At 73.4% G+C, this 19529-nt stretch carries 17 protein-coding genes; 4 read left to right on the forward strand and 13 right to left on the reverse strand.

The window, feature by feature from the left end:
* Positions 1-140 precede the first annotated feature (140 nt).
* The 3 genes from ACIO1C_RS08955 to ACIO1C_RS08965 all read right to left on the reverse strand — a co-directional run bounded on the left by ACIO1C_RS08955 (position 141) and on the right by ACIO1C_RS08965 (position 2190).
* Positions 141-779, reverse strand: a complete 639-nt coding sequence (locus ACIO1C_RS08955) for a uridine kinase (protein WP_401860100.1) — start codon at positions 777-779, stop codon at positions 141-143.
* Between the two features lie 29 nt (positions 780-808).
* Positions 809-1324, reverse strand: a complete 516-nt coding sequence (locus tag ACIO1C_RS08960; RefSeq protein WP_401860102.1) for a cupin domain-containing protein — start codon at positions 1322-1324, stop codon at positions 809-811.
* A 131-nt stretch (positions 1325-1455) separates the two neighbouring features.
* Entirely contained in the window at positions 1456-2190 is a 735-nt protein-coding gene (locus ACIO1C_RS08965; RefSeq protein WP_401860104.1) for a winged helix-turn-helix transcriptional regulator, read from the reverse strand.
* Positions 2191-2277: 87 nt separating this feature from the next.
* On the opposite strand from ACIO1C_RS08965, the gene ACIO1C_RS08970 reads away from it, so the two are divergent.
* Entirely contained in the window at positions 2278-3489 is a 1212-nt protein-coding gene (locus tag ACIO1C_RS08970) for a pyridoxal phosphate-dependent aminotransferase (RefSeq protein WP_401860106.1), read from the forward strand.
* Between the two features lie 435 nt (positions 3490-3924).
* On the opposite strand, the gene ACIO1C_RS08975 is transcribed toward ACIO1C_RS08970, so the two are convergent.
* Positions 3925-4656: a hypothetical protein gene (locus ACIO1C_RS08975; protein WP_161313156.1), complete on the reverse strand. Its 732-nt coding sequence runs from the start codon at positions 4654-4656 to the stop codon at positions 3925-3927.
* An 82-nt stretch (positions 4657-4738) separates the two neighbouring features.
* Complete coding sequence (locus ACIO1C_RS08980; RefSeq protein ID WP_401860976.1) at positions 4739-5896, reverse strand: cytochrome P450; 1158 nt, start codon at positions 5894-5896, stop codon at positions 4739-4741.
* A gap of 230 nt (positions 5897-6126) precedes the next feature.
* Between ACIO1C_RS08980 and ACIO1C_RS08985 the strand changes: the two genes are divergently transcribed.
* Positions 6127-6675: a hypothetical protein gene (locus tag ACIO1C_RS08985; RefSeq protein ID WP_401860108.1), complete on the forward strand. Its 549-nt coding sequence runs from the start codon at positions 6127-6129 to the stop codon at positions 6673-6675.
* Between the two features lie 26 nt (positions 6676-6701).
* Here the strand turns inward: ACIO1C_RS08985 and ACIO1C_RS08990 are convergent, their stop codons facing one another.
* The 4 genes from ACIO1C_RS08990 to ACIO1C_RS09005 form a co-directional block, all read right to left on the reverse strand.
* The gene (locus tag ACIO1C_RS08990; RefSeq protein ID WP_401860110.1) at positions 6702-7148 is read right to left on the reverse strand and encodes a hypothetical protein; all 447 of its coding nucleotides are present in this window, start codon (positions 7146-7148) and stop codon (positions 6702-6704) included.
* A 44-nt stretch (positions 7149-7192) separates the two neighbouring features.
* Positions 7193-8470, reverse strand: coding sequence for an SWIM zinc finger family protein (locus ACIO1C_RS08995; protein WP_401860112.1), 1278 nt, complete (start codon positions 8468-8470; stop codon positions 7193-7195).
* The gene (locus ACIO1C_RS09000; protein WP_401860115.1) at positions 8467-11697 is read right to left on the reverse strand and encodes a DEAD/DEAH box helicase; all 3231 of its coding nucleotides are present in this window, start codon (positions 11695-11697) and stop codon (positions 8467-8469) included. The genes ACIO1C_RS08995 and ACIO1C_RS09000 overlap by 4 nt, the downstream gene beginning before the upstream one ends.
* Positions 11698-11813: 116 nt before the next feature.
* Positions 11814-13280 (reverse strand): carboxylesterase/lipase family protein, encoded by a 1467-nt coding sequence (locus tag ACIO1C_RS09005; RefSeq protein WP_401860118.1) that lies wholly within the window; start codon positions 13278-13280, stop codon positions 11814-11816.
* A 204-nt stretch (positions 13281-13484) separates the two neighbouring features.
* Here ACIO1C_RS09005 and ACIO1C_RS09010 point away from each other — a divergent pair, with 204 nt between their 5' ends.
* Entirely contained in the window at positions 13485-13826 is a 342-nt protein-coding gene (locus tag ACIO1C_RS09010; RefSeq protein ID WP_401860121.1) for a hypothetical protein, read from the forward strand.
* 36 nt (positions 13827-13862) lie between these two features.
* On the opposite strand, the gene ACIO1C_RS09015 is transcribed toward ACIO1C_RS09010, so the two are convergent.
* On the reverse strand, positions 13863-14306 hold the full coding sequence (locus ACIO1C_RS09015; protein ID WP_401860124.1) for a DoxX family protein: 444 nt from the start codon (positions 14304-14306) through the stop codon (positions 13863-13865).
* Between the two features lie 154 nt (positions 14307-14460).
* Here ACIO1C_RS09015 and ACIO1C_RS09020 point away from each other — a divergent pair, with 154 nt between their 5' ends.
* On the forward strand, positions 14461-14715 hold the full coding sequence (locus ACIO1C_RS09020; protein ID WP_401860127.1) for a DUF6343 family protein: 255 nt from the start codon (positions 14461-14463) through the stop codon (positions 14713-14715).
* A 55-nt stretch (positions 14716-14770) separates the two neighbouring features.
* Here the strand turns inward: ACIO1C_RS09020 and ACIO1C_RS09025 are convergent, their stop codons facing one another.
* From ACIO1C_RS09025 to ACIO1C_RS09035, 3 genes are all read right to left on the reverse strand, one after another.
* Positions 14771-15175 (reverse strand): tetratricopeptide repeat protein, encoded by a 405-nt coding sequence (locus ACIO1C_RS09025; RefSeq protein WP_401860130.1) that lies wholly within the window; start codon positions 15173-15175, stop codon positions 14771-14773.
* Between the two features lie 49 nt (positions 15176-15224).
* The gene (coaE, locus tag ACIO1C_RS09030) at positions 15225-15848 is read right to left on the reverse strand and encodes a dephospho-CoA kinase (RefSeq protein WP_401860132.1); all 624 of its coding nucleotides are present in this window, start codon (positions 15846-15848) and stop codon (positions 15225-15227) included.
* Between the two features lie 180 nt (positions 15849-16028).
* The gene (locus tag ACIO1C_RS09035) at positions 16029-19418 is read right to left on the reverse strand and encodes a S8 family peptidase (RefSeq protein WP_401860135.1); all 3390 of its coding nucleotides are present in this window, start codon (positions 19416-19418) and stop codon (positions 16029-16031) included.
* Positions 19419-19529: the final 111 nt, after the last annotated feature.

The following is a 19529-nucleotide window of genomic DNA, read 5'->3' on the forward strand; positions in this document are numbered from 1 at the left end:
ATGTGCCGGGCGCGGGGCGGGAGTCACGTCGCGCGGGCGCGGCATGTGCCGGGCGCGGGGCGGGAGTCACGTCGCGCGGGCGCGGCATGTGCCGGGCGCGGGGCGGGAGTCACGTCGCGCGGGCGCGGCATGTGCCGGGCTCAGGTCAGGCCGCCCCAGGCCGGGTGGCGGGGGTCGTCGGCGCGTACCACCACGTCGGCCGTGGCGGCGGGGTCGACCTCCTTCTCGTATCGCTCGAAGGCGGGGAGGGTCCAGCGTTCGGGCTCGTCCGTCCGGCGGCGGAGGGCGTTCGGGGACAGGCTCAGGTGCACCGTGAGGTCGAACGGGAACCAGTGGCCCAGCAGGAACGGACCGTGTGTCACCAGTACGCCGCCGGGCGGGAGTTCGCGGGGCGTGCTGCGGGTCGCGCGGTCCGTGGCCGGGTCCCAGAGGTCGGGCAGGACGCGTCCGCTGCCGCCTGGGTCCAGTGGTCCGAAGACCTCGCGCCAGAGCGCGCCCGTGTCGAACCACCCGTGGTAGTACGTGTCGGGATCCTCGCGGCCGTACTCATACCGCAGCGACGCCGGGCGCAGGAAGCCCGCCGTGTCGATCACGAGGACCGACCGGCCGCGCAGCCGCAGGGCGTCGGCGAGCGCGGCGGCCGGGGCGCCGGTCCCCGCGGCCGGCGCGCCGTCGACGGCGACGCGCAGCCAGGGGCCGCCGTCGGCCGGTGCCGTCTCCAGCAGCCGCTCGGCCAGGGCGTCGGTCAGCCGGTCCCAGGTGATCGCTTCGAGTCGCACCCGTTCATCATCGGTCACTCACGCGGTGATCACTCGTGCGCGCACTTCGGCGGGTCCGCGTCCTCGGACAGCGCGCTGCCGGCCGGCAGCAGGTAGGTGACGTACAGGACCACCGGCTCGCTGCCCAGATTGCGGCCGATGTGGCGGTGGCGCGCCCCCGACGGTTCGACGAACGACTTCCCGGCCGGGGTCTCCTCGACCGAGCAGTCGTCCAGGGTCCTGGTCAGCGTGCCGGACTGCACGACGGCGATCAGCTGACCCCGGTGGTAGTGCCAGCCGGTGGAGCCGCCCGGCGCGACGGTGATGGTCCGTACGACCACGTCCGTGCGCCCCTTGGCCTTCACCTTGAGGGTGCCGTCCGAGGTGCCCTGGGCCAGGATCGTGCCCGTGACGCCGCTGCCCGGCGTGGCGAGCGCGGCGGACGGCACCACCGCGAGCGCCGCGACGGACGCGGTGACCAGCGCCGCCCTGCCGGAGCCGGCCAGGTGGGGCCGCCACCCGGCCCATCCGGGCCCCGCCGCGCGCCGCCTGCTCCAAGCCCTCATGGCTCCTCCAACTCATCTGTGGACAGGCGGAGTTGTGCCCGATCCCCGCCGACGACCGCGCCAAATCGCTTCACGCTACTCGATCCCCGCGCCCGGTTCGCCCATTTCCACCGACTTCTCCTGACTGGGCGTCACGCGCCGCGCAGCGCCTTCGCGAGGGCGCTGTCGCCCGACACCTCGACGCGGCCGGCCCGTACCCCGTCGGCGAGCGTGAGGGTCCCGGCGCCCAGCGCGCGGCACGTGTCGGCGTCCAGGACGAGGCGGGCGTCGGGGGCGTCGGCGGGACCGTCGCCGTACGCGACCTCGTCCCGGCCCGAAGGGCTCGAAGGGTCCGAAGGGCGCGAAAGGTCCGACCGGCCCGAAGGGTCCGAGGGCCCGCCCCCCAGCCGGATGTGGAACACCCCCTCGTCGAGTCGCACCTCCACCACCCCCTCCGCGCCCGCCCCCGCCCCGGCCCCGCACGCGGCGAGCACCGGCATCAGCGGGACGGCGAACCAGTGCGCCCGTACGGCGTCGGTGGGGCGGCGCTCGTCCAGGGCCGGCGCGCCCCACCGCGCCAGCGCCGTGAGCACCGGCAGCAACCCCCGCCCGCGCTCGGTGAGTTCGTACACGACCGCGGCCGCCGGCGGGGGCAGCTTGCGGCGCGTGGCCAGGTCGTCGCGCTCCATGTCCTTGAGCCGGGACGCGAGCACGTCCGTGCTGACGCCCGGCAGATCGGCGTGCAGATCGGTGTAGCGGCGGGGACCCGCCAGCAGTTCACGGACGATCAGCAGGGTCCAGCGGTCACCCACGGCGTCGAGGGCACGGGCGGCGGAACAGTACTGGTCGTAGCTTCGGCGGCGTGGCATGCGTCGCAGTCTAGACATGTTGTTGGACTTTCCAAGCTCACACTTGGTAAAACCAAGTATCGCAAGAATGGCAAGAAGGTCGAACGAGGTCTGGGAGCCCACCGCATGGAATTCCGGCAGTCGAGCAAGCTCAGCGAGGTCTGTTACGAGATCCGCGGCCCGGTCATCGAGCAGGCCGACGCCCTGGAGGAGGCAGGCCACAGCGTCCTGCGCCTCAACACCGGCAACCCCGCGGCCTTCGGCTTCGAGGCGCCGGACGAGATCGTCCAGGACATGATCAGGATGCTGCCGCAGGCCCACGGCTACACGGACTCGCGCGGAATCCTCTCCGCCCGCCGCGCCGTCGCCCAGCGCTACCAGACCCTGGGTCTGGCCGAGGTGACGGTCGACGACGTCTTCCTCGGCAACGGCGTGTCCGAACTGGTCTCCATGGCGGTGCAGGCGCTGCTGGAGGACGGGGACGAAGTCCTCATCCCCGCACCGGACTTCCCGCTCTGGACCGCCGCGACGACCCTCGCCGGGGGCCGGGCCGTGCACTACCTCTGCGACGAGTCCGCGGAGTGGTACCCGGATCTGGACGACATGGCGTCCAAGATCACCGACCGCACCAAGGCCGTCGTGATCATCAACCCCAACAACCCCACCGGCGCGGTCTATCCGCGCGAGATCGTCGAAGGCATCCTCGATCTCGCGCGCCGCCACCAGCTGATGGTGTTCGCCGACGAGATCTACGACCGGATCCTCTACGACGACGCGGTGCACCACTGCGCCGCCGCCCTCGCCCCCGACCTGGTCGTCCTCACCTTCTGCGGGCTGTCGAAGACGTACCGCGTGGCGGGTTTCCGCTCCGGCTGGCTCGTCGTCTCGGGCCCCAAGCAGCACGCCCGCAGCTATCTGGAGGGGCTGACCATGCTGGCGTCGATGCGGCTGTGCCCCAACGCGCCCGCGCAGTACGCCATCCAGGCCGCGCTCGGCGGCCGGCAGTCCATCCACGAGCTGACGGCTCCCGGCGGCCGGCTGCGCGAACAGCGCGACCGCGCCTGGGAGAAGCTGAACGAGATCCCCGGCGTCTCGTGCGTCAAACCGAAGGGCGCGCTCTACGCGTTCCCGCGCCTCGACCCCAAGGTGCACAAGATCCACGACGACGAACGCTTCGTCCTGGACCTGCTGTTGCGCGAGAAGATCCAGGTCGTGCAGGGCACGGGCTTCAACTGGCCCCGCCCGGACCACTTCCGGATCCTGACCCTGCCGTACGCCGACGATCTCGACGCCGCGATCAGCCGCATCGGCCGTTTCCTGGGCGGCTACCGGCAGTGAGGCCCGGCCCGACGGGCCGCTGTGAGGAGGCCTGAGAACGGGAGCGGGCTCGGGAGCGTAGCCGGCTCCCGAGCCCTGAGATTGCCACCATGTCCCACACCGGCACACTTGAGGACCCAGGTCAGCATGATGTCGTCGCGTCCTGCCTTTGGACCACCGCGCATCGAGCTGCGCAGACCGGAATTGAACCGGCATTTCGACGTCCGGGGCCTGAGTCCGGTCGATCCGGCGATCGGTGGCGAATGCTGAGTCTGGAGCAATAGTCTGAGATTGATCGCGGTCGCCTCTGCCAGTTGGGCCACCGAGGCAGGAAGTGCCCCGGGGAGGAGTCGAACCTCCACTGGAACCGCGCCTTTCACGACAAGCCTCAGTTTCAGCTTGCGCTCCTCGCGCACCCCGGCCGGCGTCTGTGCGTCGGCCGGGGAATCAATGAGGCTACCCGAACAGGTAGCCGAACACGGCGTCACCCACCCGCTGGTCGGTGACCTCGGCGCCGTTGGCCTCCTCGCGTGCGAACTTCACCGCCTGCTGGAGCTTCTCCACCCGGTCGAGCAACTCGTTGACCCGGCGGGCCGGCAGGGCGCCGCTGAACTTCGTCGTGGTCCAGTAACCGACCGGGATGTCCTCGTAGTACACCTCGACCTGCGCCGGGTGCTTCTCCGTGGCCTCGGCCTTCACGTGGTTGCGCGGGACCTTCTTCGTACGGAGCGTCCGTACCGCCTCGGTCTTCCACGCGTCCGTCGACGGGTCCTGGCTCCAGGCCTCCGACGCGTCCAGCACCGGCAGCTTGCGGACGAAGGTGTTGAGGTCCGTCAGCTGCTTCTCCAGGAAGAGGAGGTACGAGACGGGCACGGCGGCCACCAGCACTCGTCCGTCCACGGTGACATCGGCGCGTGCCTCGCAGTTCGCCCAGTCCTTGGTGGCGGTCACGTCGAACAGCCGCGTCAGCGACTTCGCGGTGTCGCGCAGCACGTCCTCGGCCTGGACCTGGACCCGGGTCGACTCGGGCGGAAGCTGCTCGCCCTCCTCGTCCTTCGCCTGGTACGTACGGGAGATGCCGACGAGCAACGCCGGCTTCTGGAGGCCGTGATGAGCCGCCGTCAGGTCCTGGTGCGCCTTGGCCTTGACGCCTTTCTCGACCGCGATGATCTGATTGAGTTTCGCCACGACACAGACGCTAGCAATGAGTTGACGCCCCATCGAACGATTATTCGCCCGCGCGCGGTTCCGCCGTCGCCCGCGCGCGCTTTCAGAACCGTACGGGCAGCTCCCGCAGCCCGCGGGCACGCGTCGAGGGCCGCCAGCGCAGGGTGTCGTCCGGCACGTCCAGCGCGAGGCGCGGGAAGCGCTCCAGCAGCGCGGTGAGCGCGATCTCGGTCTCCAGCCGGGCCAGGGGCGCGCCGAGGCAGTAGTGGATGCCGTGGCCGAGGGCGAGATGACCGGCCGTGTCGCGGTCCAGGTCGAGCCGGTCGGCGTCGGGGAAACGCTTCGGGTCGCGGTTGGCGGAACCGAGGGAGAGGAGGACGGTCTCCCCCGCCGGTACGGTCACCCCGCCGATGGTCAGGTCCTCCACCGGGAAGCGGCGCAGAGCCGTCAGCGCGGGTCCGTCGTGACGGAGGAACTCCTCGACGGCCGCCGTCGTTCTCGCCGGTTCGGCGCGCAGCGCGGTCAGTTGGGCCGGATCGCGGAGCAGGGCGAGGGTCGCGGTCCCGATGAGCTGGATGACGTTCTCGTAGCCCGCGAACAGGATGAGGAAGGCGAGCGAGACCAACTCGTCCTCGCTCAGCCGGTCGTCGGACTCGTCGCGGGCGGCGATCAGCGCGGACAGCAGGTCGTCGGCGGGCTCGGCGCGCTTGTGGCCGATCAGGCCGGTGAAGAAGCCGAGCATGGCGCGGACCGCGTTTTTCATCCCCTCGGGGCGCGCGAGGTCGGGGGTGATCAGGGCGTCGGTCCACTCCCGGAAGTCGCGCCGGTCGTCCGGGGGTACCCCCAGCAGCTCGCAGATCACGGCGATGGGCAGCGGGGCCGCGTACGAGGCGACGAGGTCCGCGCGGCCCGCCGGGGCCATGGCGTCGAGCAGCTCGCCGGCGGTGCGGCGGATCGGCTCCCTGAGCTTCTCGGTGCGCCGGGCGGTGAACGCCTGGACGACGAAGCGCCGGATCCGGGTGTGGTCCGGCGGATCCATGTTCAGCAGGTTCGCGTCGAGCGCGGGCGGCAGCGAGAAGCCCTTGTAGTTGCCCGGCAGGGCGTGCCGCTTGTCGAGGGACAGCCGGGGGTCCGTGAGTGCCTGCCGTACGTCGTCGTAGCGCGTCACGATCCACGCGGGCATCCCGTCGGGACCGGTGATCCGCCGGACGGGCGCGGTCTCGCGCAGCCGCGCGTAGACCTCGTACGGATCGGCCAGCATCTCGCTCGTGAGGTCGTCGGGCGCGGCCGCGGGTGCCGCGGACACGTCGGGTGCGCCTGGTGTGGGGGACGGGCCGGAGGCCGGGGGTGCCATGGGACCAGCCTAAACAGGTCGGCGGGGCGGGAAGGAGGCGAGGCCTCGGCGTCAGCGGGCGTCGGGCGGGCGGTCGGGCGGGAGTCGCGGGCGTCGCGGGAGTCGTAATCACTCGTTCGGATGGGCAGTTTCCCGCCATGACGGAACGCCCGCTGCTCCTCCTCGACGTAGACGGTCCCCTCAACCCGTACGCCGCCCGCCTGCACCGCCCGCGCGGCTACACGACCACCCGGCTGCACCCCTCGGCCTGGCTCTCCCGGCAGACGCCGGGGTCCCGCGGTCACCGGCGCGGGCTGCGTGTCCGCCTCAACCCCGGGCACGGGGCGCGGCTGCTGGCCCTGCCGTACGAACTGGCCTGGGCCACCACCTGGATGCACGAGGCCAACGTGATGATCGCCCCGGTGGTGGGGCTCCCGACCGACCTCCCCGTGATCGAGTGGCCCGAGCTCTTCGCGAAGGACCCCGACGGCCTGTACTGGAAGACCCGGCCGCTGCTGGAGTGGGCCGCGGGGCGCCCGTTCGCCTGGGTCGACGACCTGATCACGGACCGGGACACGACGCATGTCGCGGCGCACCACGACGCCCCGGCCCTCCTGTTGAGGATCCACCCCCGGCGAGGACTGCGGGAGGCGGACTTCGCCACGCTGGTGCACTGGGCGGAGGACGTACGGCGGAGCACGGCCTGACTCCGTCCCGCCGACCCGCCCGGTGCTCAGCCCCGGCCGCCGGGGCCCAGGTCGAGGCGGCCGATGTCGCGGGCCTGGACGACCGGGCCGTGCACCGTGCCGCCGCTGACCGTGTTGTGCGTGTCGCCGGGCTGCCGGTCCGGCCGCGCGGGGTTCAACTCCTCCAGCAGCGCGCGCAGTTCGGCCGCCGACTCGGGGTCGGCGAGGAGGGTGCGGCGCAGGCGGTTCCGCCATTCGGTGCGCAGGTCCTCGGCGGTCGTGGCCGCCGTCTCCTCGCTGTCCGCGCCCCGGGCCAGGGTCAGTTCGGCCCGGCTGCTGTCCAGGTCGGCCTCGACGGCTTCGGCCGACGCGGTGCCCCTGCCGGTGAGGAAGCCGGTCACCCGGTCGCGTACCGAGGTCCAGCCGTCCGTCGCCATCTGCTGGACGAGTGCCGTTGCCCCCGCCGTCGCCAGCGCCAGTAACTCCGCTTCCATCAGGCCCCCTTCGCGCACACTCCGCTACGGAGGAAGACTACCTGTCACCGGCCGAGGAGGGTGGTGAGCGCACCCACCGGGTCGGTGTCCGGGGTGCCCCGGGGCCACCAGTCCTCACGGTCGCGGTCCGACTCGTATCCGTACCAGAGGCCGTCGCGGCCGAAGCGGAGCTGGAGGGCCGGGGTGGAGAGCCGGTTGCGCCAGGGGCGGAAGTCGGGGTGGTCGGCGGCGGCGAGGGCCGGGCGGGCGCGGTCGAAGGGGCCGGCCGGCGGGTCCCAGGCATCTTCCAGGGCGGCGAGGCCCGCGAGACCGCCCTGGCGCCAGGCCGCGACCGCGCGGGCCAGGTCGGTGGGGGTGTGGTCCGTCCCCGCGCCCAGGTCGCGGTAGAGGGCGCGGGTGGAGGCGGTCAGCCCCGAGCCGGGGTGCGCGGCGGCCAGCCGTACCGCGTCCTGCCAGGGCGTGAGCGCGCCGACCGGGTCGAGACCGGTGGTCAGGAACGTGTGCGCGCGGGCCGCCGCCTCCGAGGCGAGGAGGTCGAGCGCGAGCGGATCGGGGGCGCCGGGGGCCTGTGGGTAGGCGGGCGGACGGCCGGGGCGGTCCGGGATACGGAAGGGCGGCGGCAGCGCGGGAAGCGTGCGCGGGGCCAGGGCCGTGGCCGCCGGGACCGTGGGCATGGGCGGCGGCGCGGCGGTCCGCTCGGCGGCCGAGCGGGTCGCGTTGCGGCGGGTCAGGTCGGCCAGGACCTCCAGCTCGCCCCGCCCGCGCATCAGGAACAGGACGAAGGGGTCCTTGTCCAGGAGACGGGCCGTCTGGTAGCAGAGGGCGGCCGCGTGTTTGCACGGGTAGCCGTCGTCCGGGCAGGAGCAGTCCGGGGTGAGGTCGCCGCCGGCGGGGAGCAGGTCGGCCGTGGCCGCGAGGGCGTGCGGCATCTCCTTGTCGAGGAGGGCCGCGATGTGGTCGGGGCGGGCCGCCGCCGCGTCGAGGAGGTCCTCCCAGTCCCCGTCGTCCAGGGTGCGCAGCCGGATCTCCGTGCGGTACGGCCGGGGCCTGGAGCCGCGTACGTAGGCGGTGACGCGGCCGGGGGTGACCGTGATCGCGTCGACGTGGCCGCCGCCCGCGTACACCCGGCCGCGGCGCAGGCGGGCCGGGTCCAGGGCGGTGTCCTCCATCGACTCCACCCACGCGTTGCCCCACCAGGTCGACGCGAACCCGCTCCCGAAGGCGCGGGCGTCCGCGCCGTCCGCCGGGCCGGCGGGGCGGGGCGGCAGCGCGGGGAACGTACGGCGGCGGTCGTCCTGGCGCACTCCGCGCGGGGCCGTCATGACTGCCGCCGCAGGGAGACCAGATCGGCCAGCTCCCGGTCGGTCAGCTCGGTCAGGGCCGCCTCGCCCGAGCCGAGGACCGCGTCGGCCAGGGCGCGCTTGGCTTCGAGCATCTCGGCGATCCGGTCCTCGACCGTGCCCTCCGCGATCAGCCGGTGGACCTGCACGTGCTGGGTCTGGCCGATGCGGTACGCGCGGTCCGTGGCCTGCTCCTCCACGGCGGGGTTCCACCAGCGGTCGAAGTGGACGACATGGCCGGCGCGGGTGAGGTTGAGGCCGGTGCCCGCGGCCTTGAGGGAGAGGACGAAGACCGGTGTCTCGCCCGACTGGAAGCGGTCCACCATGCGCTCGCGCTCCGCCACCGGTGTGCCGCCGTGCAGCAGTTGGGAGGGGATCGCGCGGGAGGCGAGGTGCGCGGAGAGCAGCCGGGCCATGGTCACGTACTGGGTGAAGATCAGGACGGAGCCGTCCTCCGCGAGGATCGTGTCGAGCAGTTCGTCCAGGAGGGCGAGCTTCCCGGACCGGCCGGTCAGCCGGGCCGTGTCCTCCTTCAGATACTGCGCGGGGTGGTTGCAGATCTGCTTGAGCGCGGTGAGCAGCTTCATGACCAGGCCGCGGCGGGCGATGCCTTCCGCGTTCTCGATGGCGCCCATCGTCTCGCGGACGACGGCTTCGTACAGGGAGGCCTGCTCCCGGGTGAGGGCGACGGGGTGGTCGCTCTCCGTCTTGGGCGGCAGCTCGGGCACGATGCCCGGGTCGGACTTCTTCCTGCGCAGCAGGAACGGGCGCACCAGCCGGGCCAGCCGCTCCACGGCCTGTTCGTTGTCGGCGTCCTTGATGTCGGCCCCGCGCGCGTTCTCCACGTTCTCCACGATGCGGGCGTGCCGGGAGCGGAAGGCCTTGAGCGGGCCGAGCAGACCGGGGGTCGTCCAGTCGAGGAGCGCCCACAGCTCGGAGAGGTTGTTCTCCACGGGGGTGCCGGTGAGCGCGATCCTGGCGGGCGAGGGGATCGTACGGAGCGCCTTGGCCGTGGACGAGAAGGGGTTCTTGACGTGCTGGGCCTCGTCGGCGACGACCATCCCCCAGTCGTGCGCGGCCAGTTCGCCCGCGCTGGAGCGCATCGTGCCGTAGGTGGTGAGGACAAAGCCGTCGCCCGCCCCGTCCAGGGAGCGTCCCGCTCCGTGGAAGCGGTGCACGGCCACCCCGGGGGCGAAGCGGGTGATCTCCCGCTGCCAGTTGCCGAGGAGCGAGGCCGGGCAGACGACCAGGGTCGGGGTGGGGCGGGCCCGGTGCAGGTGCAGGGCGATGACGGTGATCGTCTTGCCGAGGCCCATGTCGTCGGCGAGGCAGCCACCGAGGCCGAGCGAGGTCATCAGGTCGAGCCAGGCGAGGCCGCGCAGTTGGTAGTCGCGCAGGGTGGCGGCGAGGGCCGCGGGCTGGGGCACGGCCGCCGGGCCCGCGACCAGCCGGTCGCGCAGCACGGCCAGGGCGCCCGTCGGGACGGCCTCCACCGTCTCGCCGTCGACCTCCGCCGTGCCGGTGAGGGCGATCGCCAGGGCATCGACGGGTTCCAGGAGGCCCAGCTCCCGCTTGCGCGCCTTGCGCACGAGGGCGGGGTCGATCACCACCCACTGGTCGCGCAGCCGGACGATCGGGCGGGTGGACTCGGCGAGCACGTCCATCTCCCGCTCGGTGAGGGGATCGCCGTCGAGCGCCACCTGCCAGTTGAACTTGAGCAGCTCCGCGCTGTCGAAGAACGGTGTGCCGTCCGTGGCGGAGCCGGGTGCGGCGCGGACCACCGCCGACGCGGTGAGGGAGCGCACCAGCTCCCGGGGCCAGTGCACGGCGACCCCGGCCGCGGCGAGGCGGGCGGCGGCGGGGCCGAGCAGGTCGTACAGCTCGTCCTCGGAGAGCGACAGCGCGTCGGGGACGTCCCGCTCCAGCAGCCGCCCGAGCGGGGTCCAGACACGCGCGGCACGGCGCAGGGCGAGCATCGCGTCGACCCTGGCCCGGGGGCCGAAGCTCGCGTCCCCGTCGCCCGCCCAGAGGCGGCCGGCGTCGAGGACCAGGGTGGGGTCGGCCAGGCTGTGGACCTGGACGAGGGCGGCGCCGGCCCGGCGCGTGATCCGGGCCTCCTCGGGGTCGCGGGCGCCGCGCCGGCCGAAAGCCCCGCCCGGCGGGCGGTCGGAGGCGGCGGCCCGGTCGGCGGAGGTGTCCGCCTCCTCCCCCGCTCCGGTCGTGTCGAAGAGGTCGTACGCGGACAGGTCGAGCCGCAGCGAGACCCGCACGCCCGCGTCCATGCCGGCCGCCGCCTCGGCGGCCCACGTCCGGGCGCCCGGCAGATGCTGCCCGGCCCGGGCGGCGAAGGGCTTGCCCGCCGCGAACGCCGCCGCGGGCGTACGGGGCAGCGCGTCCGCCACGGCGTCCAGGAACGCCCGCACCAGCGCCTCGGGATCCGGCAGGCTCCACTCCCCCGGGTCCGGCACCGCGCCCTGGTCCGGCACCGCGCCCGGCTCCGTCCCAGCGACCGGTACGGCGTACGCCTCCGGAGGCATCGCGGCGGCGATCGCCCTGAGCTGCGCGATGTCGTCCGCGTCGAGCGGGCCCGCCCGCCAGGCGTCGTGGTCGGAAGCGGTGAGCCCGGGCAGCAGCCTCCCGCGCGCGGCCAGCTGGAGCGCGTGCAGCGCGGCGGCTCCCCAGCACGCCGAGGCGGGATGCGCGGTCCTGTCCCGCCGGGCACGGACCAGCAGCGGTACGGCGTCGGCGACCGGCATCACCAGGGCGGGGACGGCACGGGCCTCGACCCCGCCGCGCTCCACGCGCCGTACGACCGTGATCTCGCCGCGTTCCGCCCGCCCCGTGATCTCGTCACCCTGTGTGCGCCCCCGCAGGTCACTGTGTGTCCGGCCCCGCACGACGGTCGTCTCGCCGCCGGGGCGCGGCGGCGTCGCGTCCTCGTCCGGCCAGGCGGGCAGCTCCCCCTCCGGGGCCCAGAAGGCGACGCGTCCCTCGCGCGGCAGCCCGGCGGGCAGGAAGACGGCGGCGCAGCGCGTGAGACCGGGCGGCACGGACGAGGACAGGGCGGCGGACGACGACAGGACCGGCCCCGCGCCGGAAGCGGCGGAAACGGCGGAACCAGCACCGGTGCCGGAAGCGGCACCAGCGCCGGCACCCGGCAGGGGCGCGCGGGCGGGCGGCCGCACGGCGGTCCGAGCGATGCGCTCCATGGTCCCCACTCCCTCCCACCCCACGATCCGACGACAAGATCCGACAACAAGATCCGACTGACTGCGAGTCTAGGCGGGGGGTCTGACAACCGGTCTCCGAGCAGCGTCCTCGCAGGTCAGCGCAGCCCTTCCCAGATCTCTCCGGTGGCCGCCCAGAGATCCTCGACCGGCGCGGCCACCGCCGCGCCCTCCGCCCCGAACACCATGGTCGTCCTGGTGTCCCGGTCGTACGGCCGCCATCCCGGATCGCCCGTCCTCGCGAACTCCACCCACGCCCCGTGCATCGCGTCGGCGACGTCCTGCGGCGCGTCCTCGCCGAGCATCGGGGCGTACACCGGGTCACGCAGCCGGTCGAACACGAAGCCCAGTTCGGCGGAGTGGCAGGCGCCCAGCCGGCCGTCGAAGCGCGGGGAGCGCCACGCGAACTCGTACACGTACGAGCCCGGGACCGCCTCGGCGAGCCGGATCGCCGGGATCCGGTAGAACCAGTCCGTCACGAGAGCGTCGTACAGCTCGCCGGGGCTCGCCCCGGGCCGCCCCTCGCCGTACACGGCCAGTGCGGGGCCGGGATCGAGGCCGTACGCCCGCGCGGTCGCGCGCAGCCTGGCCCACGTCAGCCGCTCCAGCCGGCCTGACGGGACCAGGAAGAGGCGGTACTCCTCCCGGTTGCTGCCGACGAGCAGGTCGACCCCGCAGCCGGGCCCCGGCAGGATCCGCCGGGGCCGTACCGGCTCGAACGGCATCATGTTGACGGCGGCCTCGCCCCACAGGGCGCGGTCGGGGCGCGCCGCGATCTCCGCGCGCAGCTCGGTCTGCGCGGGGAGCAGCCGGTCGGCGGGCACCCCGGCGAGGGCCTCGGCGGTGGGGGCGACGTCCAGTTTCGCCGCCAGGCGGCCCGTGATGAGCCGCGCGGACGCCGGGGTCAGGAAGTGGTGGGCGCCGCCGCTCTGGAGGATCGCCCGCCGGAAGAGGCCCTTCGCCCGCTCCATCCCGAGCAGTACGCCGATGCTCATCGCCCCGGCCGACTCGCCGAAGACCGTGACCCGGTCCGGGTCGCCTCCAAAGGAAGCGATGTTGTCCCGTACCCACTCCAGTGCCGCGATCTGGTCGAGGAGGCCGCGGTTGTCCGGCACACCGTCCAGATGACAGAAACCTTCCGCCCCGAGGCGGTAGTTGAAGGTCACGCACACCACGCCGTCCCGCGCGAACGCGGTCCCGTCGTACGCGGAGGTGGATCCGGAGCCGTTGGCGAACGCGCCGCCGTGCACCCACACCATGACGGGGAGCCGGGCGCCAGGACCGGGCGACGGGGTCCAGACGTTCAGGTTGAGGCACGACTCCCCCGGCTCGCCCGGGACGACGTTCTCCGGGAGGAGGGCGTCGAGGGGCGGTGCGTACGGTGCCTTCGGCGCGGTCGGGCCGTACGCGACGGCGGGGCGCACGCCCTCCCACGGCTTGACGGCCTCGGGCGGGCCGAACCGGGGCGCGGTCGCGTACGGGATGCCGAGGAACGACGTCACACCCGTGGTGGCGGACTCACGGCCTCGGACCTGCCCCTGACGGGTCGTGCACTGCGGTTCCATACGCGTGATGTACCCCGGCGGCGGACGCCGGAGCCCCCGGAGCGACGGCCGGTGCCCCCGGGACCGCTTCCGTCCCCGTCCGTAGCCCGGCCGGCCGCGCATCTGGTGCCGCTCCCCGCCGGATCCGGCAGTGTGACGAGCACGTGCCCGACACCCGTACCGGCCTGAAGACCGCCCGTACCGACCTGAAGACGAGGACGGCCCATGTCCGTGACCGATCACCGGCGCCTCGGCCTCGCCGCCGGGGCAGCGCTCCTGACCTTCGCCGTCGCCGGATGTTCCGGCCTCGGCCGGACCTCGGTGGGCACGATCGTGTACGAGTCCGCCAACCGGCACGAGGTCCAGGTGTCGAACCCCCTGGTCACCGGCTGCCACCGGCTCGTGCCGGGCGGCGCCGTCGACCTCACGAACCGCACCCTCGTCGACATGCGGATGTACCGGACCCCGGACTGCTCGGGGAAGAGCACCACGTACATCGCCACCACACTGAACGACGTGATCGCCCCCGGCGCCACCCCCTGGCGGAGCTACACGTTCGTGCACTGAGCCGCGCCGGTGCGCGGGAGCCGTGCACGCGCACGCTCAGTGCGCCGCGCCCGTCCGCCGGCGGACCAGCCCTACCAGCTCCGCCGTACGGGGCCGGCGCACCACGGCCATGAAGACCAACGGGACGGCCAGGATCACCGGCGTCAGCAGGTTCTCGCCGTCGAAGGCGGTCAGCTGGGTGACGAAGACGCCGATCATCAGTCCGACGAAGGCGATCGCGGCCACCCCCGACAGCAGGGGGATCAGCAGCGCGACGGCGCCGGCCAGCTCCAGGGCCCCGATCAGGTACATGAACCAGTCGCCGAAACCGATGGTGTCGAAGGACTCCACCGCCGAGGAGTGCGCGACCAGCTTGGGGGCGGCGCTCGCGATCCCGAAGAACAGCGCCAGCGCGATCTCCAGCCCGCGCACCGTGAGGTGCGTCCGGCGGGACGGCGCGTGGCCGCCTGTGGCCGGGCTCGGGTTCAGTGCCTCTGACATGGTGGTTTCCTCCGTCTGATCGAGCGCCCGGTGGCGCTGTCGAGAGGTAGACGGAAGGCCGCGCCCGAACTCATCGCTCGCCCCGCACACTCTTTCCCGTGGTCGGGGTCAGGGGCCGCGTGGGCGGGTAGACCCCTCTCGGGAGGTGCGAGATATGCGCACCGGAAGTGAGCCGACCACCGCCCGCAGTGCGCTGCGGATGCGGTTCTGGCTGAGCGTATGGGGTGTGATCTGGGCCGTCTTCGGCACGGTGGCGTTCGCGGTCGCCGGGCGGATGGGGTGGTCGCTGGCCTGCGGTGTGCTGCTGCTGGCCGTCCTGACGGACCTGGGGGTGGTCCTGTGGCGCATCAGACGCAGGGCGCGCGGAACGGACCGCGACGACCGGTACGGCCGGCCGCCGGGCCGGTGACCGTACGGCTACACCCCGGAACCCACCGCGGCCGGAGCGATCAGTGCTGGAGCGGTCAGTCCGCGGGGGAATCCGCGCCGGGGGAATCGGCGTCCCGCGCGTCGCTGTCGAACCGGGCCGCCTTCAGATACTCCGGCTTCGGGTCCAGCGCCGCCGCCAGCCGGAAGTGCCGGGTGGCCTGGTCGGGACGGCCCGCCCGCTGATACGTCCTGGCCAGGGCGAAGTGTGCGTACGCGTTGTCCGGCTCGCGCTCCAGGACCAGCTCGAACTCCAGCTCGGCCGGGCGCAGTTGGGCCGCCGCGAAAAACGCGCGAGCGCGCAGGAGCCGGGCCGCGGTGTTCTCCGGGTGGGCCGCGATCACCGAGTCGAGGAGCTTCACGGCCCCGCGCGGATCCCGCGCCGCCAGCAGCTGCTCGGCCGCGCGATAGTCGATGACGTGGGTCTCCGGGCTCTCGGGCACGGTCGCATCCTTCCCTAGCCGCACGGCTTCAACGCCACGCGTCGCGGTGCTATTCCATTCTCCCGCGCCGGCCGGACGCCGCCGCGCGCTCCGTCAGGCTCTCCCAGACCCCGCGGACTTGCGGTTCCAGTTTCTCCAGCGGGCCGTCGTTGTCGATGACGACGTCCGCGACGGCGCGGCGCTCCTCGCGTGTCGCCTGCGCCGCCATGCGCTTGCGCGCCTCGGACTCGCTCATGCCCCGGGTCCGTACGAGCCGGTCGAGCCGGGTCTCGGACGAGGCGTCCACGACGACCACCAGGTCGTACAGCGGCGCCATGCCGTTCTCCACGAGGAGCGGCACGTCGTGGACGACGATCGCGTCGGCGCCCGCCGCCGCCTCCAGCTCGGCGGAGCGGGCACGTACCAGGGGGTGGACGATCGCGTTCAGCGCCTTGAGCCGGTCGGGGTCGCCGAAGACGATCACACCGAGTCCCGGGCGGTCCAGGGCCCCGTCGGCGGTGGTCACGCCGGGGCCGAACTCGGCGACGACGGCGGCCAGCCCCGGGGTGCCCGGCTCGACCACCTCGCGCGCGATCCGGTCGGAGTCGATGACCACGGCGCCGTAACCGGCCAGCAGCCGCGAGACCTCGCTCTTGCCCGCGCCGATTCCGCCTGTGAGTCCCAGTCTCAGCATGCGTTCCAGCTTAGGGGGTGGGTACACGGCCCGCCCAGGACCGGTCATGGGTCGTGCGGGGACAACCACCGGTCGGGCCAGGAACGGCCGCGGCCCCCCGCCGGAACGGCCACGGGCCGCCCGTCGGCCGGGCGGCCCGTGGCCGTCTGCGCGCGGTGCCCTCACACCGCGCGAGCGGGCCTACCGCGTCCGGTAGGCGTCCAGGAGTGTCTGGGTGAAGACCCCCTTGTCGCGGTCCTTGATCTCGGCCTTGAAGGAGACCGAACCGCCCGCCGCCGGGTTCACCACGGTCACCTTGCCGTCCCGCACGGTCAGCGCCGACCAGGTCGCGCCCCGGTCGTACGAGCCGTACACCGCGAGGGACTTGAGGTCGTGACCGGCGGTCGAGCCCTGCACGGTGACCGGCACACTCTGCCGCGCGCCCGCCGAGGCCGTTCCGTCGAGGGCGAGTTGCGGGGTGTAGCGCACCACGCTCGACGGGATCCTGGTGGCCCTGCCGGTGCGGCCCGAGGTGAACTCGGCCGACCACGACACCTCCGTACCGACCGTCGCCACACCGGACTTGACCCGGCTGACGGTCGTGACGAGCTTGTACCGCGCCTTCTCCCTCGGCAGGTCGAAGCCCGCCGTGTCCAGCGGGTCCTGGACCGTGGCGTACGGCACGCCGTCGCGGTACAGCGTGGTGGAGGCGGACGCCGTGTCGTACAGGCTCTCGCCGTCGTGGCCCGCGCTGTCCGTGAAGGGGCGGATCGAGCCGGTCAGCCGGTCACCGTCCCTGACCAGGCCGGATCCGGGGCCGGTGCCGGAGCCGGAGCCGGAGCCAGGACCCGTGAGCGCCGGGCCGAAGACCCCGGTGTTGAAGGTCTCGGAGTACTCCTTCCCCGCGCGGTACGTCCGGGACGGCAGCGGGTACTGCACCTCGACGGTCCTGCCGCCGCGCAGTTGCTGGAAGGTCCGCTGCCAGGTGCGCCCGGTTTGGAGGTAGGTGGTGACCGTCTCAGGAAGGCCCGTGTAAGTGGAGCCGTACATCCCGTTGTCGGGCGTCGAGAGGATCAGACCGGACCGGCCGGTGACCGAACCACCCTGCTGCGAGGTGACCTTGGCGAGCTGACCCCACGTCGGGCGCAGGGTGCGGCCGGTGTAGAAGCCGTCGTCCAGCTTGTCCGCGAGCAGGAAAGTCGCCGTGTCCGTGACGAAGTTGGCGACGATGTGGGAGGAGACCGTTCCGGGCGCGGGCCGGGGGCCGACCTGCTGGGTACGGAAGCCCTCGGACAGGTTGCCGATGTACAGCGCGATCGGGCCCGGCGCCCCGTCCGGGGTGATGGTCACGAAGCCGAGGCTGTACGAGGCGTCGGGGTCCGGCGCCGCGAGATCGATCAGCTTCGTCTGCCGCGCGTCGACCGGGAGCGTGGTGTCCTTGTCGAGCAGGAGCCGCGGCGCGGAGACGAAGTCGTCGCCGATGTAGACGAGTTCGGGGCTCAGCAGCGGTACCTCGGCGATGATCGTGTACGTGCCCCTGGGCAGCCGCAGCCGGGCCGTTCCATGGTCGCCGGAGACCGCGGTCATGGTGTCGTGGTCGAGGTCGTAGACGTAACCGGACCAGTCGCCCTCGCCGGGGGCGGAGCCGTCGCGCGCGGTGGCCTTGAGGGTCAGCTCGTACATCTCCCCCTCCAGGTTGAGCGCGCCCGCCGTCCGCACGGACCGTTTTCCGGCGCTCGCGGTGACGGCGAGGCTGTACACGCCGAGGGTCTCGCCGCCGAGCCGGGGATCGGCGGTGACGCCGACGGACGCGGTGCCGCCCGCCGGTACGGTGACCTGCCGGGCGCCGAGGGTGAAGAAGCCGTCGGGGGCCGGGGCGCGGGCGGGGCCCGTGGCGGTCGCGGTGAGGTCGAGGGTGACCGCCTCCGTTCCGCTGTTGCGGTAGGTGAGGGTCTTGGTCACCGGCTGGTCGTCGGTGTGCGGCCAGAGCGGGGCGCCGAAGCTCAACGAGGCGGGCTCGGCGACGACGTCCTGGACGATGGCCCGGGTCAGGTCGACCCGGCCGCTGCCCTGCTCGACCGCGCTGTACGGGCCCGGCCTGGCGGACCCGACGAGCGTCTCCTTGATCCGCGTACCGCTCCAGTCGGGGTGCTGCTGGGAGAGCAGCGCGGCGGCGCCCGCCACGTGCGGGGTGGCCATGGAGGTGCCGGAGATCGTGAGGTAGCCGGGCGCGGGGTGGGGGGTGCCGGGGGCGGTGTCGATACGGCTGCCCGCCGCGGCCGCCGCCGTGATGTCGACGCCGGGCGCGGTCAGGTCGGGCTTGAGGGCGCTGTCCCCGATGCGCGGGCCGCGCGAGGAGAAGGTCGCGAGGGTGTCCTGCTGGTCGACGGCGCCGACGGTGAGGGCGCGGTCGGCGGTACCGGGGGTGCCGAGGGTGGAGGCGCCGGGGCCCTCGTTGCCCGCGGCGATCACGAACAGCGCGCGGTCGGAGAGCTTGTCGACGGTCTCCTCGACCGGGTCGACGCCGAGGGTGTCACCGCCGCCGAGGGAGAGGTTGACGATCGTGGCGCCCTGGTCGACGGCCCATTCCATGCCCGCGATGATCGAGGACTCGGTGCCCGCGCCCCGGTCGTTGAGGACCTTGCCGTTGATCAGCTGGGCGCCGGGCGCGACGCCCTTGCACTTCCCCTGGGAGGCGGCGCCGGTGCCCGCGATGGTGGAGGCGACGTGCGTACCGTGCCCGTAGTGGTCGGTGACGTCGGGCGAGTCGGTGAAGTTCTTCTCGGCGACCACCTGGGGCGCCAGGTCCGCGTGGCGGGTGTCGATCCCGGTGTCCAGGACGGCGACCTTCACGCCCGTGCCGTCGTATCCGGCGTGCCAGGCGTCGGGGGCGCCGATCTGCGGCACGCTCTTGTCCAGCGAGGCCTTGACCAGGCCGTCGAGCCGGACGGAACGGATTCCGGCGGCGAGGCGGTGGCCCTGGGTGGAGCGCCTGGTCAGAGCGGCCCACGCGGCGCCCGCGTCGGGGCCCGGCACGGTCAGGGCCTCGCCCGCGACGGTGTCGATCTCGGCCCGTACGGTCGCGCCGGTCTCCGCGCGCAGCTCGCTTCGGGCGGCGGAGCGCGGTCCCGCGCCGGTGTAGGTGACGAGCAACGGGACACCGTCGCCGACCAGTTGGCGGTATTCGGGGCGGCTCAGTTCGGTCACGTCGAAAAGGCGGCGGTCCAGCTTGCCGGTGGCGATCAGGCCCGCCGTGTCGGAGGGCAGGACGTAGGTGTGTCCCTGGATCTCGCTGATCTGGACCGGGACGGCCTCGCGGCCCTGGGCGGGTCGCAGCTGGGCGACCTTGCCCCGGCTGTCCAGGACGACCCGGTCGCCGGTGATCAGGGTGATCCCGGCGCCGTCCCCGGCGGCGGCCGGCCGCGCGGTGCCGGTGGCGGGACCGTTCGTACCCCCGGCCTGCGCGGCGGACGGGCCGGCGCCGATCCCGGTGGCCGCCAGGGCCAGTGCCGCGGCGCCGGCGACGACGGCTGCCGTCGTCGTCGTTGTCGTTGTCGTCCTTGTCGTCCTCGTTCGCTGTGATCTTCGCAAGGTGCCCCCCAGGCCGATCAGGGGAGCCGGTCGCCCACCCGTGACGCGGACACGCTAAGAGTGCGTGATCACTACGTCAATCGGATGATTACGCGCATACACCAACAGGCG

This window comes from Streptomyces sp. NPDC087420 (assembly GCF_044744165.1).
GTDB lineage: Bacteria > Actinomycetota > Actinomycetes > Streptomycetales > Streptomycetaceae > Streptomyces.